The sequence below is a fragment of the Parasalinivibrio latis genome, assembly GCF_036825535.1.
Lineage (GTDB): Bacteria > Pseudomonadota > Gammaproteobacteria > Enterobacterales > Vibrionaceae > Parasalinivibrio > Parasalinivibrio latis.
This window is the reverse complement of record NZ_CP098812.1, coordinates 1,752,742-1,767,399: the sequence shown is the minus strand read 5'-3', so window position 1 is coordinate 1,767,399 and position 14,658 is coordinate 1,752,742. Positions and strand designations below refer to the sequence as shown.

Annotated in this window: 10 protein-coding genes, 1 tRNA gene and 2 riboswitches; of the genes, 3 read left to right on the top strand and 8 right to left on the bottom strand. The window is 43.4% G+C overall.

Translation table 11 applies throughout. The features are described from left to right. Nucleotides 1-3 precede the first annotated feature (3 nt). Nucleotides 4-552: a gamma-glutamylcyclotransferase family protein gene (locus tag NF212_RS08420; protein WP_434360602.1), complete on the bottom strand. Its 549-nt coding sequence runs from the start codon at nucleotides 550-552 to the stop codon at nucleotides 4-6. Nucleotides 553-718: 166 nt separating this feature from the next. Here NF212_RS08420 and NF212_RS08415 point away from each other — a divergent pair, with 166 nt between their 5' ends. Then, on the top strand, nucleotides 719-2,206 hold the full coding sequence (locus NF212_RS08415; protein WP_434360600.1) for a carboxypeptidase M32: 1,488 nt from the start codon (nucleotides 719-721) through the stop codon (nucleotides 2,204-2,206). Between the two features lie 254 nt (nucleotides 2,207-2,460). On the opposite strand, the gene NF212_RS08410 is transcribed toward NF212_RS08415, so the two are convergent. Both NF212_RS08410 and NF212_RS08405 read right to left on the bottom strand, forming a co-directional pair. Next, on the bottom strand, nucleotides 2,461-4,935 hold the full coding sequence (locus NF212_RS08410) for a DEAD/DEAH box helicase (RefSeq protein WP_434360598.1): 2,475 nt from the start codon (nucleotides 4,933-4,935) through the stop codon (nucleotides 2,461-2,463). After that, on the bottom strand, nucleotides 4,928-5,608 hold the full coding sequence (locus tag NF212_RS08405) for a hypothetical protein (RefSeq protein WP_434360596.1): 681 nt from the start codon (nucleotides 5,606-5,608) through the stop codon (nucleotides 4,928-4,930). The genes NF212_RS08410 and NF212_RS08405 overlap by 8 nt, the downstream gene beginning before the upstream one ends. Before the next feature lie 695 nt (nucleotides 5,609-6,303). Here NF212_RS08405 and NF212_RS08400 point away from each other — a divergent pair. Further along, a complete protein-coding gene (locus NF212_RS08400) occupies nucleotides 6,304-8,175 on the top strand; it encodes a BCCT family transporter (RefSeq protein ID WP_434360594.1) in 1,872 nt (623 codons plus the stop codon). 208 nt (nucleotides 8,176-8,383) lie between these two features. On the opposite strand, the gene NF212_RS08395 is transcribed toward NF212_RS08400, so the two are convergent. From NF212_RS08395 to NF212_RS08385, 3 genes are all read right to left on the bottom strand, one after another. Beyond that, nucleotides 8,384-8,905, bottom strand: coding sequence for a DUF2058 domain-containing protein (locus tag NF212_RS08395; RefSeq protein ID WP_434360592.1), 522 nt, complete (start codon nucleotides 8,903-8,905; stop codon nucleotides 8,384-8,386). Between the two features lie 114 nt (nucleotides 8,906-9,019). After that, the gene (locus NF212_RS08390) at nucleotides 9,020-10,288 is read right to left on the bottom strand and encodes an amidase family protein (RefSeq protein WP_434360590.1); all 1,269 of its coding nucleotides are present in this window, start codon (nucleotides 10,286-10,288) and stop codon (nucleotides 9,020-9,022) included. 61 nt (nucleotides 10,289-10,349) lie between these two features. Further along, entirely contained in the window at nucleotides 10,350-11,423 is a 1,074-nt protein-coding gene (locus NF212_RS08385) for a hypothetical protein (protein ID WP_434360588.1), read from the bottom strand. A 343-nt stretch (nucleotides 11,424-11,766) separates the two neighbouring features. Next, a riboswitch (glycine riboswitch) is annotated at nucleotides 11,767-11,854 on the top strand. Nucleotides 11,855-11,856: 2 nt separating this feature from the next. Beyond that, a riboswitch (glycine riboswitch) is annotated at nucleotides 11,857-11,938 on the top strand. Nucleotides 11,939-12,058: 120 nt separating this feature from the next. On the opposite strand from NF212_RS08385, the gene NF212_RS08380 reads away from it, so the two are divergent. Continuing rightward, nucleotides 12,059-13,441, top strand: coding sequence for an alanine/glycine:cation symporter family protein (locus NF212_RS08380; RefSeq protein ID WP_434360586.1), 1,383 nt, complete (start codon nucleotides 12,059-12,061; stop codon nucleotides 13,439-13,441). Nucleotides 13,442-13,550: 109 nt separating this feature from the next. Here the strand turns inward: NF212_RS08380 and NF212_RS08375 are convergent, their stop codons facing one another. Next, entirely contained in the window at nucleotides 13,551-14,231 is a 681-nt protein-coding gene (locus NF212_RS08375) for an HAD family hydrolase (RefSeq protein ID WP_434360584.1), read from the bottom strand. 183 nt (nucleotides 14,232-14,414) lie between these two features. Then, nucleotides 14,415-14,488, bottom strand: a tRNA-Cys gene (locus tag NF212_RS08370). Nucleotides 14,489-14,658 lie beyond the last annotated feature (170 nt).

Here is a 14,658-nt window from a genome sequence, read left to right as displayed (position 1 = left end):
TTGCTATCGCTTGTGAACCCTTCGGTCAATCCAGGAAATGTCATCCTGGTTCACACCAGCCATCCGAGGATAAATAGGGTTTTCACGATCGTTGATCAATGGGTAATGCCAACCGTGGGTTGATTCAACAAAAGCATTGGCAAAATCAGCGGAATATCGCAGGCACCCTGCCAGTACAGTATCTACATAACTCTGGACGATAGGCTGAATATGGCAAGGGGGTTCTGGCTCTCTTCCTACATACGCGTAAACCGGCCCTTCAACCTCTACGTTGTTATTGAGAAAGCGAATACCATCTGCCGGTAGTTCAATACGGCGGTACCCACTTTCCCGAATATCAAACGCGGCAAGAGACGCTTCATTGATAGCCAGCAACACACCATTGCACTCGCCGTCTCCCTCACTGACCACCAATGGCGATATATTGGAACCTGACACTTTTCCCCACTGCCGGACAAGGCCTCCGACACTGACAGGAATACCATCACCGGTGTGACTGGTCATTTTTCTGGAGGCTTCGTTAATCAGGCTTCCATAGCCAAAAATATACATACTTTCGTTACCCGCGGATTTTTTATTCAATGCACGTTTGAAAGGAAATAGGAAGTACTGGTAAATCCTTTCTCATTCAGCATAATAAATGTAACGAAAATGATAACAACTGACAAATTGCGGGATCTTCTATTGACTGCCCGCACAGCATAACCAAGGCACAACTATGTCTCATTACGAAAACCTCGTTGCCCATTTCACCCGGCTTTCCCACTTCCACCACTTGCAGGCCATTTGCGGTTGGGACCAGGCAGCTATGATGCCGGAAGGTGGTAATGACGCTCGCTCCGCCGCTATGGCTGAATTGGCTGTACTCTGCCACAAACAACTGACAGAGCCATCGCTAAAAGCCATGTTTGAAGGTGCCAGGAAAGAATCACTCAATGAATTTGAGCAAGCTTCCTTAACTGAGATGGAAAGACGATGGCAACAGGCTACAGTCCTTCCGGAAAAACTCGTTCAACAAAAATCCCTCGCAGGATCACGCTGTGAACATGCCTGGCGCACCCAACGTAAAAACAATGACTGGGAGGGATTTAAAGAGAACCTTAAACCGGTTGTAGAACTCGCCCGCCAAGAGGCCCTGATTCGTGGGGCGGCATCCGGTCTGTCTCCCTATAATGCAATGCTCGATCTGTACGAGCCCGGCATGACAAAGGAAAAACTCGATCCCATTTTCAGTGACATTAAATCCTGGCTGCCAGGCGTTATTGAACAGATCATCGAAAAGCAGGAACAAAACCAGGCTATCCCACTGCAAGGACCATTTTCTGAAGAAAAGCAGAACCAACTTGGCCTGAAAATAATGGAAATCCTCGGCTTTGATTTCAATCACGGCCGCCTTGATGTCAGTACCCACCCTTTCTGTGGCGGCGTCCCGAGTGATGTTCGTATCACCACTCGCTATACCGATGATGATTTCACCTCATCCATTATGGGCATCATCCATGAAACCGGCCACGCCCGCTATGAGCAGGGCTTACCTAAACAACACGCGTCACTGCCTGTCGGCGAAGCGCGCTCAATGGGTATTCACGAAAGCCAGAGCCTGTTTTTTGAAATGCAGCTTTCTCGCAGCCCGGCATTCGTTTCTATGCTGACACCGCTAATCACCGAAACATTCGGAGCAAAAGACAACCCTGCTTTCAGCCCGGAAAACCTGCTGAAGATTTACACCAAGGTCCAAAAGGGATTTATCCGCGTAGATGCCGACGAAGCGACCTACCCTGCCCACGTTATCCTTCGCTACGAAATTGAGCGAGACCTGATTGAGGGGCTGATTGAAGTCGACGACATCCCAGCAATCTGGAACCGGAAAATGCAGGAATATCTCGGTATCAGCACCGAAGGTAACTTCACAGACGGCTGTATGCAGGATATCCACTGGACCGACGGTTCATTCGGGTATTTCCCAAGCTACACGCTGGGTGCCATGTACGCAGCCCAGTTTATGGCTTCGATGCGTAAAACCGTTGATGTAGATGCGTGCATTCACACTCAGAATTTGGCACCTATATGGACTTGGCTGAAAGACAATATCTGGTCAAAGGGTTCAACGCGCTCTACCGAAGAGCTTGTTATTCAGGCTACGGGTGAATCGTTAAATCCCGAGTATTTTAAGCGACATTTGATTGAACGATATTTGAACGATTGATTAAGGCTAAAAGCGCAGCCGCCAATGGCTGCGCTGAGTGGTTTTGGGACAGAAATCAGTTAGTGGCTTATCTAAATTAGAAAAATGGAATAACTCAAGCATGGAAAACACCGATAGGAGAAAGACAAGACCGGTATCTGCTATTATCATTAAGGGTGTAAACTTTCTGAATAAAGCAGAGATTAGCATGTAAACAATATTTAATCTCTGCTTTATCATAAATAAAAATACACTATTAAGCCATCAAGCGATAATTATATATCAATAAATTTACAGATCTCAAATTTTATTAAATCATCTTGAGCGTTTATATAGTCAACAAAGTCATCATTATACTCAACTAATCCATGGTCATTGATTGACAAATTACTCATCTGTTTATCTCTATCTAGCCTATTTATCAAAGAGCCACTAAGTCCTAATTTTACAAACTCAGAGTTAGATTTATTTGTTGTTCCATAAATATATAGTTCATACTCTTCTTCAGAAACAAGATCTAAATCATACATTACATTAACAAAGTTATTTAATGTATATGAGACAAAGTCACTCTCTATTTTAATTTTCACCAAAGAGATATTTGCAAGTTCCTTGTTTGACTTGGTAGCAAGATCTAAATATACAGTTTTCCCAAAGCTTCCATCTGGATTTATTTTTCCAACTTCGCCATAAGAATCTCCTATATAAAATTCTCTACCTTGTGGTAAGTATTTGATAGATTGAAAATATCTTATTGTATCTGATATGTGCTCTTTCAAACTAAGTCGATGGAGATTTCCTGTAAACATTTTATAGAAATCTCTCGCTTTTTCATGCTGTAAACGTAAAAAGTCCTTTTTTACAATATAGTTTTCCAAACCCTGAATAAAAAACAGGTAAACCCTATCAATAATATGAGAATCTTTCCAGATAGGATGCTGAACTATAGTATCAACCTTATTGGATAGTTTATTGATCATCTGTTCAGAATTAAAGTAAACTGAAAGAGCGTCAGACTCAAGAAGAACTCTCTTAACTTTATTGTGACTATCTAATTCACTAGTTATAAGAAAGTCCTCTCTTCCTTTTATTTCTTGATACTCATCCAGTTTTCTTTTTAAAGTTTTAACTCTCTCTAATTTATTTTCATCTCTTGCTTTTTCAAGCTCCAACTTCATTTTATCTATATCGAAGTTCACTAGTAATGGATTCTCTAGAGTATCTTTAAAAACACCACTTTTTAGCTTTCTTATTTGATTCTCCATATTTCCACCTTTACGGTTGAAATCTTCAGAGTTAACAAAATGAACACTAGGCATTAACTTATCTAAAGACTTTCTCTCATCATCAAAAACTTCATTCAGTCGATTAACCCTACCAATAAGGTTAGTGAGAGATTTTGCATCAAGAGAATTAGTATTCATAATATACATATTATCAACTGGTAGATTTACTCCCTCAAGTATTACAGAGTTAGCTACTACATATTTTATTTCTTTATTATCAGAAAACTTAAACTCTAAATATTCCTTTATTAAATCAGGAAGTTTACCGTGAAGATAAACTAATCCTTTCTTTATGTAATCGACGCAATAGAAGTCTTTATGAACATTCATTGATATTACATCTGAAAGCTCCATTAAACTAGGGGAACTAATAAACTCTAGCTTAGAATCGAGAAGTATTGCTAATTCTTCAACTCTCTTCGGAGCTCTAAGGTACAAGAAGTTTTTATCCTTACTATTTTCAATTATATAACTAAGAAAACTATTGCTGTACCCAGATTCAAAGAAAACATCCAAAAATCGGTTGTATTTCCTAATCTCTCCAGATTCTTTATACTCATATATATCAGGTTCTTTTATATTACTAATAATCTTTCTTTCAAAGATTTTTTGATTGCTTTCAACCTTTAAATTATTCGAGTCGGAAATTAGTGGCGAAAGATAATAATTTACTGACTTGGGGTTTCTTTTTCTATTCCTTCTGATAAGTCTAGTTAATAATAGACTTCTTGAATCATAGTTAAATAAGTTGTGTGCTTCATCAATGATCAATAAGTCAAATGAAATTCGTTCATCCTTTAACAACCTTAATGCTCTTTCTTGAGTGAAGATTGCGATAAATTCATCTGAACCATCATACATTTCATCATGAAATATGATATTTCTGCTAGAAAAATTATTCTTAACTAATTTATAAGTTTGTATTAAAAGTGACTTTGTTGGGACAATAATTGCCACTTTCTTTAATTGTTTCTCTCTGATAATCTCTGTAATAAGAGAGCTTTTACCGAAAGATGTTGGAGCAATATAACAGTTTTCCTCATCATCACTATTTACTAATTCTACCCTTGATTTTTTTTGATCATAAGTTTCGATAATACTATTGTATTCGAATTTACGAAGTTGGTATAACAAACTAAACTCAGAAGAAAGACTGCTGGTGTAAAGGTTGTTTTTTGTGATATAATTTGATATTGGATACAAACCAAAATTTGAGCTAACATCAAGTAATGGTTCGTACTCATCATTATTAATCGCACTTTTCAATACAATAAAGTAAGCAATTTCAAAGTATAAATTTTTCCTCTTATCTTTACGGTATACTTCAAGGAAAATCACAGCACAACTTAGCAAATATTCCATTTCACCAGTATCCAAAGGGATATTTAGTGACATTTTTTTCATTGAAGACAAAAATTTTTCATCATCTTTAAGCCAATTGAATGATATCGCCAACTTATTCACCTAAATACTTTTTAAATAGTTTTAAACTCTTCTTTGATATGCATATTGCATCTAACGTAATGCAGTCAAAGGACTTTAAAAATTCATGATCATTCAATATCTTAGAATTTTCTCTATTGTTCCAAACTGAATCTAAAAATATTGTTGAGCAAGGTATTATTTTATAATCATTTATATTCGTAAACACACCTGCATCATACATATCTCTAAGCTTTTTTATTTTTTTTCTTATTCCTTTTTCGGCACCCACATCTATATGGCTGGCGTGATTATAAGCATTTTTCCAAGGATTATTTTTCCCTTTTTCACTTTTCCCAGAAACATAATTTCTCAAGTCTGTATATGCAGTATTTAATTTTGTTCTATGGCTAATGCCCTTTGTTAAAACCGTACCAGACTTGCTTTCTACTAGAAATGTTTCGGAATTTTTTGAAAATAAACCATCAAATCCTTTCTTTATTGAGTTTTCCTCTAAATTGAAAAATAGAAATTCTTGCTTAAAGTTAAGCTGATTCAAATAAAGATGCACAAGAAATTCAGCCACAGCTCCCATTTGTGTTTCTTCGTTTTTTGTTTTAAGAAATTTCGCTAGCCTTTGCTTAACTAAGCTAATCTCGCTATCCGAATCACCCTCACAAATAGAAACAAAATACTTGTCCAATAGGTCTTTCATATCTGCTGCTATCGATTCAATTTCTATAACGTGCAGCGTTCTTTTATTATCAATCCGTATACATTCTGAGTTCAACATTTAAGCCCGAGCACCTTTGTCATTATAAGTATCAATAATTTAAGGATACAATAGACTAAAATGTACTCTGTGCTCAAAAAAAAACACAATTAATTTAAGGCTTAATCATCAAAAAACTTATAGACGCCCAGATATTCATTTGAAAATGGATAGATCTTGTTATTTTCAATCAAACCTTTTGTTAATTAAAAGATGAAGGGGTCAGGTCTTTCCTCTTACTATCCATTACTCTTTGCATTTAAAAGCTAGCAAGTTAGCTAAAATAGAGATTCGAGCGACAACTAACTTTGGGGTATAAACTTGCTAGAAAAAATCCGCCTTTCAGGCATCAGAACAGAAGATTTAGTGCTTTGACCTTACACCTTTTGCCTCGGTGCACTGATTCAGCCTAATGGCACAGTTACCCTCAAAATAAAGGTTATTCACATTCACTGAGTGAATACATAAATCATTTTAACCTCGCGCAGCAAATCATTAAGCAACATTGAGTCCCATTGCTAACTAAAATTAAAGATGTATTTAGCGGATAGATACTGCCACCTCACACAAAAAGACTCTCAGCTGATTTAGGCTTTAATCATTCATTAACACAAATACATTGAAGCAGGGATGGCGCAATGAATTTGAATATTGAACAGATAGACAAGAAAACATTTCTTGGCTCAATAGCTTTGATTGCGGTGATTGTTATTCCATTGGTTATATGGCCGCAGCGTGGTGCTTATTTGGTAGATGCCGCCAAAGAATTAATGACCAACAAACTCGGGTTTATCTACCTTTCCCTTGGTATCAGTGCACTGTTCTTTATGTTGTATATTTACCTTAACCCTATTGGAAATATTAAACTCGGAGATGCAGAGGACAATCCTGAATACAGTGCCGTTTCGTGGGCCTCAATGTTATTTTGTGGCGGGATTGGGGCAAGTATCCTTTACTGGGGAATGATTGAGTGGGTGTTCTATTACCAGTCTCCCCCTTTTGGCGCAGAACCCGGCAGTCTTGAAGCAATAAATTGGGCATCGACTTACGGTATTTTCCATTGGGGGCCAATTGCTTGGTCTATCTACCTGATCCCCGCAATTCCCATCGCCTACTTCTTCTATGTCCGAAAGCAACCTGTGCTCAAAGTTTCAATGGCTTTACTCCCTGTCCTTGGTGAGGAGAAAGCCAACGGAAACATCGGCAAAACTATCGATATCCTGTTCATTTTCGGTCTGCTCGGCGGTGCAGCGACTACGTTAGGGCTCGCCGCTCCGATGATAAACGCTGGGTTGAACTATCTGGTTGGAATAGGCGTTTCCCCTCTCAATGAAGTTTTCATTCTGGCTGCCTGCACGTTGTTGTTTGCGTACTCCTCTTACAAAGGGATGGATGACGGGATCAAAGTGCTGAGCAACATTAACTTTTGGATGGCGATAGGACTGCTGGTTTTTATCCTGGTTGCCGGGCCAACACTGTTTATCATCGAAACCGGCTTTGAGGCATTGGGAAATGTGCTGGCTAATTTCTTTCATATGGCGACCTGGCTTGATGCGTCAGGCGGCTATGCCGGGTTTGAAGACTCTCGTTTCCCACAAAACTGGACTGTATTTTACTGGGCCTGGTGGCTGGTGTTCTCACCCAGCATGGGGTTGTTCGTTGCACGTATATCGAGAGGAAGAACCATTAAGCAAATGATCGCCGGCGCAATTATTTATGGTTCGGCCGGGTGCGCGGTGCATTTCATCATTATGGGTAACTACGGTCTGTCACTGCAACTGTCGGGCACGCTCGACGTTGTGGGCATGCTCCAGTCAGAAGGCGCCAATGCCACCATTTTTGCTATTCTCAGCCAACTCCCCTTTGGTGAATTGGTGATTGGGCTTTTTGTCTTGTTGTGTATGCTGTTTACCGCCACAACGTTTGACTCTATTGCCTTTATCCTCGCCGCTGTCACTCAAAATGATGTATCCGAAGATCCTATGCGCTGGAACCGGCTGTTCTGGGCATTCTTCCTGTCGTTGTTACCAGCAGTACTGCTGTTCGTCGGTGATCTGGGAACGCTGCAAACAGCCGCTATTATCGGGGGCATCCCTCTCATTGTGATTGCAGTTATGCTGATGGTATCCGGCGTAAAAGCGGCAAACACCGACCTGCAATTGCAAGAAGGCTACTGTGATGATGCTATCTCGATTGAACAATTGCCTGAATTTGATCCATGGTCTGTTCAGGGCACAGCACTTGCTGATTTCGAACGCTATAAAAACGATGCAATAGTTGCAGCCGAACAGGAAAAGCAGCGGCGTCAGGATTTGTGGGATGCTCGAAACCAGCTACGCCATTGTAGGCATCTCGCAGGTGAAAGCTGCAACTGTCAGACTCTTGTCCGTCAATCGACTAAGGCATGGAATGATGCAGTGAAATCAAAATTGACTGCTTCGTCTGCGGCCAGAAAGGCCAGAGAACACTTCAATGCCCTTTTAAAAACCAGCCATCAAGGCGAGTTATGAGCACTCCTGGATAACAGGGATTGGGACATGAATGCCTGACAAAGCCAAGAAGCTGCCTTATGGGGAAATGGGATTCAGTGTACTAAAACAGGAATAAAAACAGCGCCCTACGTTGACAATTCGGGGCGCCGTTATGGTATGTGCTTTTAATCAACCGAAAGAGACAATGTAATGTTTTCTCTCTTTACATAGTTTAAGTCTGGACCCATTACCACATCAAATCATCAGGGATCTTGTAGTCTGCATATGGATCGTCTTCATCCATTTCCTGGTCAGACGTAGTGTTATTCACAATAATGGTTTCTTCGTCGCGCTGACTAATCTTGTCTGCAACAATGCTAGGAACCACTGCATAACCATCAAGGTAGCGGGCGATTGCCAGACGGCCATTTACCAGTTGGTCTTGGGTCTCTTTGTTGACATAAAGCTTTTTAACCAAAGTGCCGTCGGTAAAGTTGTAGCCGATATCGCCATCTTTAATGTCGATTTTATTCATTTCGACTAGCTGCTTAACCTGAGCAGCAATCGCTTTTTTCTCAGCTTCCAGTTTCTTTTGGCGGTTTAGCTCTTGGTCCTGGGCGATCTGCGCTGCGCGGTTTTCTTCAACTGCCGCTTTGGCTTCTTTCGCCAGGGTGCGGGATTTCTTGGATGTCTTACCGGCCTTTTTCATTTTCTTTTTATCGATAAGACCAGCTTTAAGCATCTGCTCTTGAAGTGTTAGGTTTGCCATTTTGACTCCGATACGGGCGATGTTGGCTGTCAATTATTGGGAAATGATATTACCACCCGCCTCGGCAATTAAAAATAAGTTGGAGAACAGATTTAAGCGGGAAACCGGGGCTCATCACCCCTGGTTGGCCTCTTGATTGGTCATCCCCTCTTCTTCCGTTGGCTCTGGTTCTTCATTTACAGCATCAGCCGATGCCAGCGCAACCGGGAAGTCTGCACTTTGGAGGATTCTCATTGCTGCTTGCATCAGGCACTTGTCTTTACCGGGGTGCGCCAGCATAGACACTCCCAAAGGCACGCCGTCAACTTTGAAAAGCGGCATAGTCAGCTGTGGGCATCCGGTCAGCTCCGCAACAGATACAAGGGCAGATAGTTTGTCGTTGTACTCTTCCGCCTCTTTTTCACCGATATCATTGTGAGGCGCGGGGCCTGGTGTAGTTGGAAACAGCAGGACTTCATCTTCCGCAAACACGCTCAGTAGGTTAGCTGTAATAATTTGCCGTTTTTTGTTCCCTTCAACCTGGTCTTTAAAAGTCAGGCTTTTATACCAATCTATCCGGGATGCCGTTTGCGGGTGGAACGCAATGTTATTTGCATCCAGCCATTCACCCAATTCCATCAACAGCTCCCGGCCGGCAAGCTTGTGGTAAGTATCATAGGCCTGAACGGTTAACATCTTGTTCAGGGACATGGTGTTCTCAACGCTGAATGGCAATCCCTCCAGAACAATTTTAACTTTGGAAAAGTGGTCTTCTGAAAGGAAGTCTTTGAAGAGGTTGCTGGCAACTTTTACCTTCTGGATAGCGGCAATCGAAGGTGTCAACTTTGAAAATTTGTTTTGAAGAATGTCTATAAGGCTGATGTTGTTAGACATAAAGCCCGGTATATCAAAACTCTGTGTAAAGGTTTTAAACCCTCTTTTGTCCATGCTGTCCTTGGTGGGCCGAAAGCCAAATAACCCGCATAACGCCGCAGAGGTCCTGATCCCACCGAAGCTGTCGTTGCCGACACCAACATTTGCGATGCCACCGGCCACTGCAACCGCTACGCCCGAGCCGGGACCTCCAACCCAGTGTTTCAAGGCACTGGGGTTTTTGAGGTCTTTCATTTTATCGTTTATGCCGCGCGAGCAGAAAACAAACTCATCAACCTGGGTTTTACCCACACAGGTTGCTCCGTTTTCCAGCAAGGCTGAAACGAGGACAGCGTCTTCACTCGCTTCACTCTGATCAGACAGGTATTCAGGGATGCCTATGCCGGTTTTATATCCCGTCACCGCCACATGGTCGCTGACAACGAACTCAACGTTTGTCAGCGTACCATTCCGGGTATCCTGTCGAGTCATTTCCGCATGTTCCACCAATGCATTCCTGAAAAGCAACATGCGTATCCTCCTTGGATTTTATTCTCGATAACAAGAATATAGCTCAAGCTGGACTATCTATTTAACCAGACAGGCAAACTCGGCGAAGATTATCCCATTCTGTGACAAAGTTATGATTATTAAAGGTTTCCTTATCAACCCTCAAGCGGCGGCCTTTCGTCCAGGTTTCTGCCGTCGCCCCCTGTCCATAGGGGATCGAGTAGACGTGATATTGCTGGAACTCAGAAATGTATTCGAGGTTCGGTGCGACATGAAGTGGCTTATTTTCTTCGTTCAGGAAGAAGTAAAAAGAACCCGTACAATCCGCCACTACATAGGAACCTTCTTCGTTTTGCACGGCAATGTAAGGCAACCGCGAACGCGTTGAGCGACCGATATGCCAGGTACCGATATCCCGGTAACTTACGGGTTCAGGAAAGGCATAGCTGTCCGGTTGGCTCTCGATTTCTTTAAGGGCCTCAGAAACCTTTTTATTCACTTCCTTTTTTTCATAGTTGTGGACAATAGTCACAGTTCGAGCCGGATCCTGGCTTTCACTTCCATCCGAATGCAGGAACGAAAAAATACCAAGAGCAGACAAAAGGAGGCAGCCAGCGGCAGTAGCCAGTACAAATGGCCAGTTTTTACGGTGTTGCTTATAGGGTTGTACAACAGAGCCAGGCTTTGTTTCTTCGCGGAACCGTTTTTGGGCAAGCTCTTCTGCCAACTGTTCAACCTGGGCGCGTAGTGCATCATTCTCCTTTTTCAGGCGAAGTTCAGCCATTCTTGCCTGCGAAGAGACATTTTCAGTACGGGAGCGGGATTTCCGTTGCATCTCCAATTCTGAGCTCATGCGCCGGTTTTCGTTTTCCAGGGTTTCGACTTTGGCATCCAGCAATGCATTTTTACGCTGTTCCACAATCAGCGCACGGCTCACCTCTTCCAGTTTTTTGCCGTTTATGCCCCGAAGGCTTTCAATGACGCCCGAGCCGTTGCCATTCTTCACCTGTTGGTATGATTCGCCAACAAGCTGCATCAACGCCTTTGAGCCCCCTTTATCCGGGTGAATAGCTGATGTGAGTTTACGAAACTGCAGTTTCGCCTGCTCCTGGCTGGCATTTGGCTGAAGGCCGAGTATGTCCCAAAAATTTGCCATGTTTTCTTACGTTACTCTTATTTTTGTTTTATCGGACGGGCCTGTCCGGGCTGCTAATTGCTGCAAGCTGTGCATGAATCCCTAATCGGTCGACAGCAAGCACGGGAAACACCAGATTATCACATACTAATATAGCGGTTCGGCCGGTGTGATCTTTAGTCCAGAACACACAATTAATGGTTCACTTCGTTAATCCTCCATTTCCGGACGCCAATTATCACTCCGGCATATGTCTGATGATTTAATTATTAACCAGTTGTTCTTAATTTTTACGCCAAACTAATATTTTTCATTGCATTCGTCTTAATGTGATCTATCATACATTTCGCTACACCACGTTCCGTTGAAGGCAGCAGGAGAGTGACGGCTTGTACCGTCCGCCGAAGAAGTGAATCTTTCAGGCACGAATGCGTATGGACTGCTGCTGGAGGAGCCTCTGGAGAGATCCGTTAAATCGGACGCCGAAGGAGCAAGCCTGTTTATCCGGGTGAAACTCTCAGGCAAAAGGACAGAGGGGAAAGATACTGATTTCCACGCATCAACATTGGTATTTACCAATGTGAAGTACGTTGATTTTCCACCATTAATTGGCGCTATGTGTCTTTTCTCCTCCTTTGTACGTTAAAGGGGGAATCATGAACCAAACTCAATCTGTTTTTCACTCATTTCTTGTCACTGTCGATAACCTTGTCTGGGGTCCACCTTTGTTGATCCTGCTGGTTGGTACCGGTGTTTACTTCACTCTTCGCCTTGGTTTTCTGCAGATCCGCTATCTGCCTCGGGCCATGCGCTACCTGTTTAAACCGGAATCTTCTTCAGCAGGCGGTGATGTATCCAGCTTTGCCGCTCTATGTACTGCCCTTTCTGCCACCATTGGTACGGGTAACATTGTAGGTGTTGCCACCGCTGTAAAACTGGGCGGGCCTGGTGCACTGTTCTGGATGTGGATGGCTGCACTTTTTGGTATGGCAACCAAATATGCCGAATGTCTGCTTGCCGTTAAATACCGTGAAAAAGACAACAAAGGCCAGATGGTTGGCGGCCCAATGTACTACCTGGAAAAAGGTCTGGGCCAACGTTGGCTGGCGCGTCTTTTTGCCATCTTTGCAGTCGGTGTCGCTCTGCTTGGAATAGGTACCTTCCCACAGGTAAACGCCATTACCGACGCTGCCCATCTTTCGTTGGGTGTTTCGCATCCGGTAAGTGCAACTATCCTGACTATCTTGGTTGCAGCTGTTACTTTAGGTGGTATTCGCTCTATTTCAGCCGTTGCCAGCAAGATCGTACCGGCAATGGCAATCCTGTATGTTGCGGCTTGCCTCTATGTACTGGGATTGAACATTGGCCAACTGCCTGATGCAGTCAAACTGGTGGTGGAATCTGCCTTTACCCAGACAGCTGCTGCCGGTGGCTTCACAGGTGCCACTATCATGATGGCAATCCAGGCGGGTATTGCGCGCGGAGTGTTCTCCAACGAATCCGGTCTCGGAAGCGCACCAATTGCAGCGGCAGCAGCAAAGACTGATTCCTGTGTACGCCAGGGTCTGATCTCAATGACCGGTACCTTCTTTGATACCATCATTATCTGCACCATGACTGGCTTGACACTGGTTTTAACCGGCGTATGGCAAGGTGATGCAAGTGGCGCAGCGATGACTACCGAAGCCTTTGCCATTGGTATGAACGACGCCAACCTCGGCCCGGTCCTTGTATCGGTTGGCCTGATGTTCTTCGCATTTACCACAATCATCGGTTGGAACTACTACGGTGAGCGTGCGGTGGTATACCTGTTTGGTACCCAGGCTGTAATGGCATATAAGGTTGTCTTCCTGTTCCTGATTGCCATTGGTACGTTCCTGCATCTGGATATGATCTGGCTTTTGGCTGATATTGTAAATGGCCTGATGGCTGTGCCAAACCTCATTGGTCTGGTAGCACTTCGCCACGTGGTAATCGCTGAGACACAGGCTTACTTCGGAAAAGTGATGTCCCCTTCCGGTCAGGAAGTATCGGCGTAAAGTCACTGAGCGATAATACGGACCAAAAAAGACCCGGCCTCATCGGCCGGGTCTTTTTGTATTTGGCTATCGACGTAGTCAACACCCCAAAATTGGAATGACTACTTCACTACGCCGTTTGACGCTTTACGCTGTCGTACAGGCCAAGCTTCCCGAAAATAGCATCATGACTGGTAAAGTTCTGAATTCGAGTATGGTGTGCCACCCTATTCCCTACCGCGACAAACTCATAACCAAGGGTCTGGGTCGCCATCTTGTCCCACTCACCGTCGCCAAAATAAATCCGGCGATCGAAAGTACACCCGCTGTCCTGCTTTGCGCGGAAAGCAGCGAGCGCCATAATTTCTGATCGGGTCAGCGCGTCTGAGCACGACGCAAACGTCACTCCGTGAATATCGAAGCCGGCAGCGCGCAATTTCACTTTTGCCGACATTTCCCAGCCACCGGTCGCTATCGCCAACACCACATCCGGGTGGCTTTTCATATGATTGACAAACTCAATCGCACCGGGAGTTGCTTTCACCCCCTCCGGGTTGCGGGCAATTTCTTCACGTAAACGTTGGGTGAAGAGCTGCTCGACCTGACGCAAAATTGTCATTCGCTCTTTTATCAGGCCTTTTTCTTCAATAATTTGTTCTAAAATTCCGGCATCAGTCACATTGGTGTAGTTGCACCAGGACCCATCAAGCAGGACACCGGTTACCTCTTCAACAGCAGATCGGTAGCAGTCAGAATCGAAATCGTAGCTGTCAACGAGAGTCCCATCCACATCAAGCATGAATAAATTCATATACTTGCATTCCTTTTTTTGGTTACTTCGAACAGCGGGGAGAATATACACGAGAGAAATTTGTCTGGTGTGCCTCGCATTCGCGTAACACATTATTAACAGTTGATTATAAAAAGCAACCTGTAACAGTGTAGAACCTGTTGTACCAGTTTTGTAAAACAGAATAATGACAAGGAAGAGAAATGGAGGCGCGTCCCGGAGTCGAACCGAGGTCCACGGATTTGCAATCCGCTGCATAGCCACTCTGCCAACGCGCCTTTGGGGTATTACCGGAAGGCAGGGTCATTATATTCAGGGCATCCCTGTTCGCAAGCAAAATTTCGGGGAAATTGTGCGACTGATTACTTTTTAACACAACTGGTTATTTCTTGATTTATCTCGCAATTACAGAAGGTTAATAATTCACCACTCGCTATTCCCTTAGTCT

Coding starts and splice junctions, on each gene's coding strand:
- NF212_RS08385 (WP_434360588.1), bottom strand. CDS start 11,423: ATGGCAAATTTTTGGGACATACTCGGCCTTCAGCCAAATGCCAGCCAG.
- NF212_RS08395 (WP_434360592.1), bottom strand. CDS start 8,905: ATGGCAAACCTAACACTTCAAGAGCAGATGCTTAAAGCTGGTCTTATC.
- NF212_RS08415 (WP_434360600.1), top strand. CDS start 719: ATGTCTCATTACGAAAACCTCGTTGCCCATTTCACCCGGCTTTCCCAC.
- NF212_RS08375 (WP_434360584.1), bottom strand. CDS start 14,231: ATGAATTTATTCATGCTTGATGTGGATGGGACTCTCGTTGACAGCTAC.
- NF212_RS08420 (WP_434360602.1), bottom strand. CDS start 552: ATGTATATTTTTGGCTATGGAAGCCTGATTAACGAAGCCTCCAGAAAA.
- NF212_RS08400 (WP_434360594.1), top strand. CDS start 6,304: ATGAATTTGAATATTGAACAGATAGACAAGAAAACATTTCTTGGCTCA.
- NF212_RS08380 (WP_434360586.1), top strand. CDS start 12,059: ATGAACCAAACTCAATCTGTTTTTCACTCATTTCTTGTCACTGTCGAT.
- NF212_RS08390 (WP_434360590.1), bottom strand. CDS start 10,288: ATGTTGCTTTTCAGGAATGCATTGGTGGAACATGCGGAAATGACTCGA.
- NF212_RS08405 (WP_434360596.1), bottom strand. CDS start 5,608: ATGAAAGACCTATTGGACAAGTATTTTGTTTCTATTTGTGAGGGTGAT.